Origin of the sequence: Neobacillus citreus, assembly GCF_018343545.2 — a bacterium.
Classification (GTDB): Bacteria; Bacillota; Bacilli; order Bacillales; family Cytobacillaceae; genus Neobacillus; species Neobacillus citreus.
The window spans coordinates 43,859-50,806 of sequence record NZ_JAGYPE020000045.1 but is presented as its reverse complement, the minus strand read 5'-3'; the positions used below and the strand labels follow the sequence as shown (position 1 = coordinate 50,806).

The 6,948-nt window shown below is 38.6% G+C and carries 6 protein-coding genes; 4 read left to right on the top strand and 2 right to left on the bottom strand.

Annotated elements, in window-relative coordinates; all coding sequences use genetic code 11:
• Nucleotides 1-74: 74 nt before the first annotated feature.
• A complete protein-coding gene (locus KHB02_RS20785; protein WP_213145214.1) occupies nucleotides 75-1,634 on the bottom strand; it encodes an ABC transporter permease/substrate-binding protein in 1,560 nt (519 codons plus the stop codon).
• Complete coding sequence (locus KHB02_RS20780; RefSeq protein WP_213145215.1) at nucleotides 1,634-2,758, bottom strand: ABC transporter ATP-binding protein; 1,125 nt, start codon at nucleotides 2,756-2,758, stop codon at nucleotides 1,634-1,636. Before KHB02_RS20780 ends, KHB02_RS20785 begins: the two co-directional genes overlap by 1 nt.
• Before the next feature lie 189 nt (nucleotides 2,759-2,947).
• Here KHB02_RS20780 and KHB02_RS20775 point away from each other — a divergent pair, with 189 nt between their 5' ends.
• The 4 genes from KHB02_RS20775 (at nucleotide 2,948) to KHB02_RS20760 (ending at nucleotide 6,924) form a co-directional block, all read left to right on the top strand.
• A complete protein-coding gene (locus tag KHB02_RS20775) occupies nucleotides 2,948-3,625 on the top strand; it encodes a M50 family metallopeptidase (RefSeq protein ID WP_213145216.1) in 678 nt (225 codons plus the stop codon).
• A 113-nt stretch (nucleotides 3,626-3,738) separates the two neighbouring features.
• Nucleotides 3,739-4,992, top strand: coding sequence for a DHH family phosphoesterase (locus KHB02_RS20770; protein ID WP_213145217.1), 1,254 nt, complete (start codon nucleotides 3,739-3,741; stop codon nucleotides 4,990-4,992).
• A gap of 258 nt (nucleotides 4,993-5,250) precedes the next feature.
• The gene (locus tag KHB02_RS20765; protein WP_213145218.1) at nucleotides 5,251-6,258 is read left to right on the top strand and encodes an acyltransferase family protein; all 1,008 of its coding nucleotides are present in this window, start codon (nucleotides 5,251-5,253) and stop codon (nucleotides 6,256-6,258) included.
• A gap of 195 nt (nucleotides 6,259-6,453) precedes the next feature.
• Complete coding sequence (locus tag KHB02_RS20760) at nucleotides 6,454-6,924, top strand: GreA/GreB family elongation factor (protein WP_213145219.1); 471 nt, start codon at nucleotides 6,454-6,456, stop codon at nucleotides 6,922-6,924.
• Nucleotides 6,925-6,948: the final 24 nt, after the last annotated feature.

Sequence of the window (6,948 nt, the reverse complement as noted above, 5' to 3'; positions counted from 1 at the left end):
ATAGAACCGCCGTATACCGAACGGTACGTACGGTGGTGTGAGAGGTCGGGGGTTAGTCACCCCCTCCTACTCGATTATTTGTCTAATAATCCCTCTTTTTCTAAAAATTCCTTCGCAACTTTTGCTGGGGATTGTTTTAGACTATCAACCTTATAATTTAGTTCCCTCATTTTATCCTCTGTGATCTTGCCGGCAAGGCTGTTAAGAACATTTTTCAGTTCAGGATGTTCTTTTAAAGTTTCCTCCTTGATGATTGGAACTGCATAGTAAGGCGGGAAAAAGTTCTTATCATCCTTTAACACATTTAGCTTAAAGGCTTCAATCAAGCCATCGGTAGAGAAAGCGTCAATAACGTCGCTTTTGTGATTGTCGAGCGCTGTATAACGCAGGCCGCCGTCAACGGCTTTAACGTCCTTAAATTGCATATTATACGTTTTGGAGAGACCGATTAATCCGTCTTCTCGATTTGGGAACTCAATTGTCGGTCCCATAATTAACTCGTTACTGACTTTGGCCAAGTCGGAGATGGTTTTCAGTCCGTATTGATCAGCGGTATCCTTACGAATAGCCAGTGCATAGGTGTTATTAAAACCAAGCGGCTTTAATAATCTAATCCCGTACTTTTTGTTAAATTCCTTTTGAACATAATCGTACACCTGTTCCGGATTATTCTGTGGGGGCTGTTTTAAAATATTGACAAGGCCAGTCCCTGTATATTCTATATATGCATCAATATCGCCGCTGTTAAGGGCGCTGAAGGTAACCTGAGAACCGCCAAGATTCAGCTTTCTTTCAACCTCTAAATCAGTTTTATTTTCAATTAAGTCGGCAAGCATATTACCAAGAATCAACTGCTCACTGAAATTCTTCGAACCAATGACAATTTTATCGCCAGCCTGGGCCTTTGAATAAACGGTAAAGACGCCGGCAATGACGAGAAGGACACTGGCAAAAGAAAGAATGATTTTTTTTGTTGTTTTTCCTGTTTTCGACGCAGACGATTGTTTTGTCTTATAAGATAGGGAGGTCTCAAGCTTTCCGACAATAAAGTCGATTAATAATGCAAGGATACATGCCGGAATCGCACCTGCCAAAATCATGGCATTGTCGACCGTTTGCACACCAGAGAAGACAAGATAACCAAGTCCGCCGGCTCCGACGAATGCGGCAATCGTCATTAACCCAACAGCCGTAACGGCTGAAATTCTGATACCCGCCATAATCATCGGGAAGGCCAGCGGCAGCTGCACCTTTCTCATTGTTTGACTCTTGGTCAGACCGATGCCTTTGGCGGCTTCCAGAATGTCTCGATCAATATTGGTTAATCCTGTATAGGTATTTTTCACAATTGGAAGCAGGGAGTACAATACCACCATTACAATGGCAGGGGTACTGCCGATGCCGATAAATGGAATTAGAAATCCGAGCAAGGCCAGACTTGGCACCGCCTGAATGACATTTGTAGTGCCTATGATTGGTTTAGAAAGCTTTGGCTCTCTGGAAATCAATATTCCAAGTGGAATTCCAATAACGGTAGCAATCAGAACAGACATGACACTTAAATATATATGCTGTCCTAAAAGTTCAAGGAGTTGGTTATAGTTGTTACTTGCATAGTTCCATAATTCACCCATTAAAAGGCCACCTCCATATCGATTAATTGGCTGCTTAGTGCAGATAAAATACTGCTTCTTGTAATAAGACCTGTTAACTGTCCCGTACTGTTTATAACAGGCACATAACCAATCTTATGTTCATTCATGGTTGCAAGAACGGAAATCAAATTGGCATCCTGTGATACTGACAGGACATTCTTCTCCATTACCCATTCAATTTCTGAGTTGCGGTTTAACAATTGAATTCCTTTCAAGGTCACCAATCCGATAAGACGATTATTCTTGTCAGTTACCAATAAACTGTCTACTTTGTTTTCCTTCATGATTTCAATTGCCTGCAGGACGTTCCGTTTGGCGGTAATTTTAACCGGATTTGGAATCATGATATCCTCTGCCATTAACAATTCAGGATTATTCCATACCCTGCGCTTGCCGATAAAATCGGAAACAAAATCATTAGCAGGATTTTTTAAGATGTTTTCTGGCGTGTCATACTGAAGAATATCTCCATCTTTTAAAATACAAATCTTGTCAGCTATTTTAATAGCCTCATCCATATCATGAGTGACAAAGATGATCGTTTTGTTTAATTCCTTTTGCATTTGGAACAGTTCATCCTGAAGTGATGATCGTGTAACGGGATCGAGTGCACTGAATGGTTCATCCATTAAGATAATGTCGGAGTTTGTGGAGAAGGCTCTTGCTACGCCAATTCGCTGCTGCTGACCGCCGCTTAATTCCTTTGGATAACGGTGCAGATACTCTTTAGGATCTAACCCTACTATTTCAAGTAACTCGTTCGTTTTCTTCTCAATAGCAGCAGGATCTTCACCCTTCAGTTTAGGAATCAACTCCAAGTTTTCCTTAATCGTCATATGTGGGAATAAACCCGTGTTTTGAATGACATAGCCAATATTTCGGCGAAGCTCAATCGGATTCACGGTAGAAATATCAGATCCATTTACCACAATCTTCCCAGAAGTTGGCTGTATCAGCTTATTAATCATTTTTAGCAAGGTTGTCTTCCCGCAGCCACTTGGACCGATAAAAACAACAAGCTGTCCTGCTTCAACTTTTAATGAAAAAGAATTTATAACTGTTTTGGATCGATATTTTTTAATAATATTCTTAAACTCTATCAATCTCATTCCCTCCTTTTTGGGATGTAACAACTTAATGTTAACACATAAGTTGTTGGTTGTCGAATCCTTTCAAAAATTGTCCAAAAGATATGCGGCTTCAAAATGGCGTGGTTATTGTTATTCTTTTTTAATTAATAGTGGTAAAATATAGAAAATAATGAAAACTTTTAAAACAGAGGAGAATGCCAATTGAGCTTTGTTCGTGAAAAATTCAGTGCGAAGTTTTTTCTTTTCCTCGTGACTAGCGTTCTGTTAATTCATATTCCGTTTATGGGGAATTATTTTCGGATGATAAATACATTAATTCATGAGTCCGGACATGCATTCGTGGCTTTACTGAGCGGTAATGTAGAAAGAATTTCGTTATTTATGAATTCTGAAGGTGCCACGTATAGTAATCAGTCCACTTGGATTGGCAGTTTTTTTACCAGTTTGGCGGGTTATACATTTGCATCATTTTCAGCCTTCCTTTTCTTTTTATTACTTGGAAGGAAAAAGCAGATACTATTGATCGATATCATATTGGGATTCATTTTTATTAATCTCCTTTTCTGGGTACGTAACCCATATGGAATCTTTTGGCTCAGTTCATTTGCTGCGGGGTTCCTGTTCCTGCTCATTAAAGGGAGCCAAGGATTTAGAGATCATTTATTGATGCTAATCGCCTCCATATTACTGGTGGATTCGGTTCAAAGTGCATATGAAATATTTTATATAAGTTTACTAAGCCCGCAATCTGCGGGAGATGCGGCGAATTTGGCGAATTTGACGATAATTATTCCCGCCCCATTTTGGGGAGCACTCTTTTTCTTTCAGGCACTCTGGTTTTGTTATTACGGTCAAAAAAGAGGATATTACAAAACGTAAGCTTATACTGGGGAATGGAGCTGGCTCTAATCGGGTCAGCTTTTCTAATGAATAAGAAGATAAAATAAAAACCAAAATATACCTTATGGAAAAAATATGGGATGGTGTATGGAATGGTCAAACTTTTTACTGATGTTGATTTAGATGGCCTTGGCAGCGGGGTGTTGGCAAAGCTCGCTTTTGGGGAACAGGCAAAAGTATCCTATTGCTCTTATCGTAATTTAAATCAGCGGGTCGAAGCTTTTATAACTAACCAAGAAAATAATAATGAAGAAACGTTCATTACCGATTTAGCTGTAAATGAAGAAACTGAGAAAAAATTAGCCGAAAGATTTCAGGCTGGAAAACATATTCAGGTGATTGATCATCATGTGACAGCGTTGCATTTTAATAACTACAAATGGGGTAGTGTCAAAACAGAATATGAATCTGGAAAAAAAACCTGTGCCACATCGCTGTTTTACGACTATCTAATTGAGAAGGGAAGACTGGATAAAAGCAAAGCGCTCGATGAATTTGTAGACTTAATCAGGCAGTACGATACCTGGGAATGGGATGAAAATAACAATATCAAGGCCAAACGCTTAAATGATTTGTTCCATATTATGAACCGGGAACAGTTTGAAGAGGAAATGATAAAAAGGTTAACGGAGAACAGGGAATCATTTGATTTTACCGAAACAGAAAACATAATTTTGGATATCGAGGAACAAAAAATTAACCGATATATCCATTCTAAAAGCAGGCAAATGGTCCAAACCTTTGTGGAAGATTATTGTGTCGGTATCGTCCCTGCTGAACAAAACATGTCAGAGCTGGGGAATGCATTAAACACGCAAAATCCACATTTGGATATGATCGTCCTTCTTAATTTGGGTGGGAAAAAGATGGGCTTTAGGACCATTCATGATGAAGTGAATGTCGCGGAGTTTGCTAAAAGGTATGGAGGAGGGGGACATCCGAAAGCTTCAGGGGCAGATTTGACCAGAGCGGCCTTTGAAACATTTGTTATTAATGTATTTGATATCTTACCGCTTAAACCCGATGCTGACCGCAATGAATTTAATCTGAAGGAGTCGGAAACAGGGAGCAGCTACCAGAATCATAAAGGGGAGATTTCTTATATATTCCCTTCTGGTGACGGGGAGTTTTATGTCTTTCATAACGGTGAAAAGGTCCCGCCGATGTTCTCGACCTTTATGGAAGCTGAGCGATTTGTTAAAAGAAGCTTTTCCTCATGGCTGCGGTATGACCGGGAGTACCTTGTAGAACTTTCCAAATACTTAAAGATATCAGAGAATGAATTAAAGGAAAACTATGCAGAAATTATCAGCAATCGGTTGGTGGATATCGTTGGAGGAAAATGAGAGCTGGACGTCCAGCTCTTTTTTCGCGTGGAGTAAATTATAGGAAAATCAGCGCAGGAGTATTTTATCATTATCTTGAAATTGTAATTTTATTGAAAATGAAAAGTAAATTTATAAACATGTTCCTGTAATGAAAAAATGGTAAGTTTATAAAAAGGTATTTTTTATACACCAAATGGATATTTAATTTTTTAAGCAAAAGTTAATTTTACAATATTAATATACCTTTTGATTGAATCCATATGATGAGGTGATATTATGGCTAAATCAAAAAGGAGTAAGTATTTTGATAATGCAAAGTTTATCTTAATGTTCTTGGTCGTTTTTGGGCATTTAATCAGCCCGTTAAAGGATCAAGATGGGTTTCTCTTCACGTTGTATACAGTTATTTACTTGTTTCATATGCCAGCGTTCATTTTAATCTCTGGTTATTTTTCTAAGGGATTCCAAAAGCCGGGCTACTTTAAAAAACTGACCATAAAGCTATTAATCCCTTATCTCTTTTTTCAGACCATCTATTCTGTGTACTACTATATGAATGGCAAAGAAGCTGCCTTTCATGTTGATTTTTTCCATCCCCACTGGTCGCTTTGGTTTTTATTAAGCTTATTATTTTGGAACATCTTGCTGATTCCTTTTTCCAGAATGAAATGGCTGGGCTTGGTCCTTGCTATTGTTCTCGGTGTGGCCATTGGTTATTTTAATGAAGCCGGCAGCTATTTAAGCTTGTCGAGAACATTTGTCTTTTTTCCATATTTCTTGCTCGGCTTTCTATTAAACGAGGGGCATTTAAAAAGGATTCTGAGAGGGAAGTATTCACTGCCGACGGCAATGGTCTTCCTCCTGGCTGCTGTCATTTTCTTTGGCCATTCCTTTCCTCAAGATGCTGTTTCCTGGCTTTTGGGTGACAGTTCCTATGCAGCAATGGGGGTAGAACACATTTCAGCCGGAGTATATCGGACTTTGCAATATCTCTTAACCTTTCTAATGGTGTTTAGCTTTTTAACATTTATTCCATCGGCACAGTTCAAATTTACTGAAATTGGAGAAAGAACGCTTTATATTTATTTGTTCCACGGTTTTCTCATTAAACCGGTCCAATCCGTTTTTCCGGACCAAGGGTTTAGTTCCATCTCGGGAGTCTATTTATTTCTTATTGGTTTTTCATTTATTGTCTGCTTGCTATTGGGCAGCTTTTTGGTTAAAAAATATACAAAACCGCTTGTTGAACCCAAGCTGCCGCTTACAAATGCTGGCGGCAAATAGGCTTCAAAGCTAAAAAGGCTATTCTCCATGAATGGCCTTTTTATATTGCGACTTTCAAGTTGAAATATGGTAATATAGTGCTAAGATCTTCCAAAAATATTTTGGAGGGTTCATTTTTTATGTGGGAGGAAGATAACATGAAAAACGCAACAAAATTTTGCAGGAAGTTTAATCCGAGTATGGGGGCTATCTACTATGAACCATAGTGGTCAGGCCAACAAGCAGTACTTCCAAAGACAGCTAGAGTATATTGAGGAAAATATCAAGGATTTAACTAATCTTTACATTTCCTCGACGCCTATTCAGGAAAGACTGAAACATTTTTTCAGCCTTTATGTTTTGGAGTTGGAGGAGATATTAAAACAAAACCAAAAAAATAGCTTTATAGCATCAATTCCAAAGGTTTATATTGGGACAAAGGTTACCGTTATGTATCTCGATGATCAGGAAACAGAGGAATATGTTATTTGCTTTCCGGAGGAGTCTGACCCTGACAAAGGCTTTATATCCTTTTTATCCCCAGTCGGCAGACAGCTTCTTTTAAAAAATATCGGGGAAGAATTATCCTTGAAAATTCCGACAGGAGAACTTGGTGTCAGCATTAAGGAAATCTCGTACTTTGGGGGTCTGCTGGAATTCGATACACAGCAAACAAAAGAGGCTTAAACATGCATGCTTTTGAAAACGTTT

Excerpts from the sequence above, each read along its gene's own strand:
- KHB02_RS20785 (WP_213145214.1), bottom strand. The coding sequence starts at position 1,634 with ATGGGTGAATTATGGAACTATGCAAGTAACAACTATAACCAACTCCTT.
- KHB02_RS20770 (WP_213145217.1), top strand. The coding sequence starts at position 3,739 with ATGGTCAAACTTTTTACTGATGTTGATTTAGATGGCCTTGGCAGCGGG.
- KHB02_RS20765 (WP_213145218.1), top strand. The coding sequence starts at position 5,251 with ATGGCTAAATCAAAAAGGAGTAAGTATTTTGATAATGCAAAGTTTATC.
- KHB02_RS20760 (WP_213145219.1), top strand. The coding sequence starts at position 6,454 with ATGAACCATAGTGGTCAGGCCAACAAGCAGTACTTCCAAAGACAGCTA.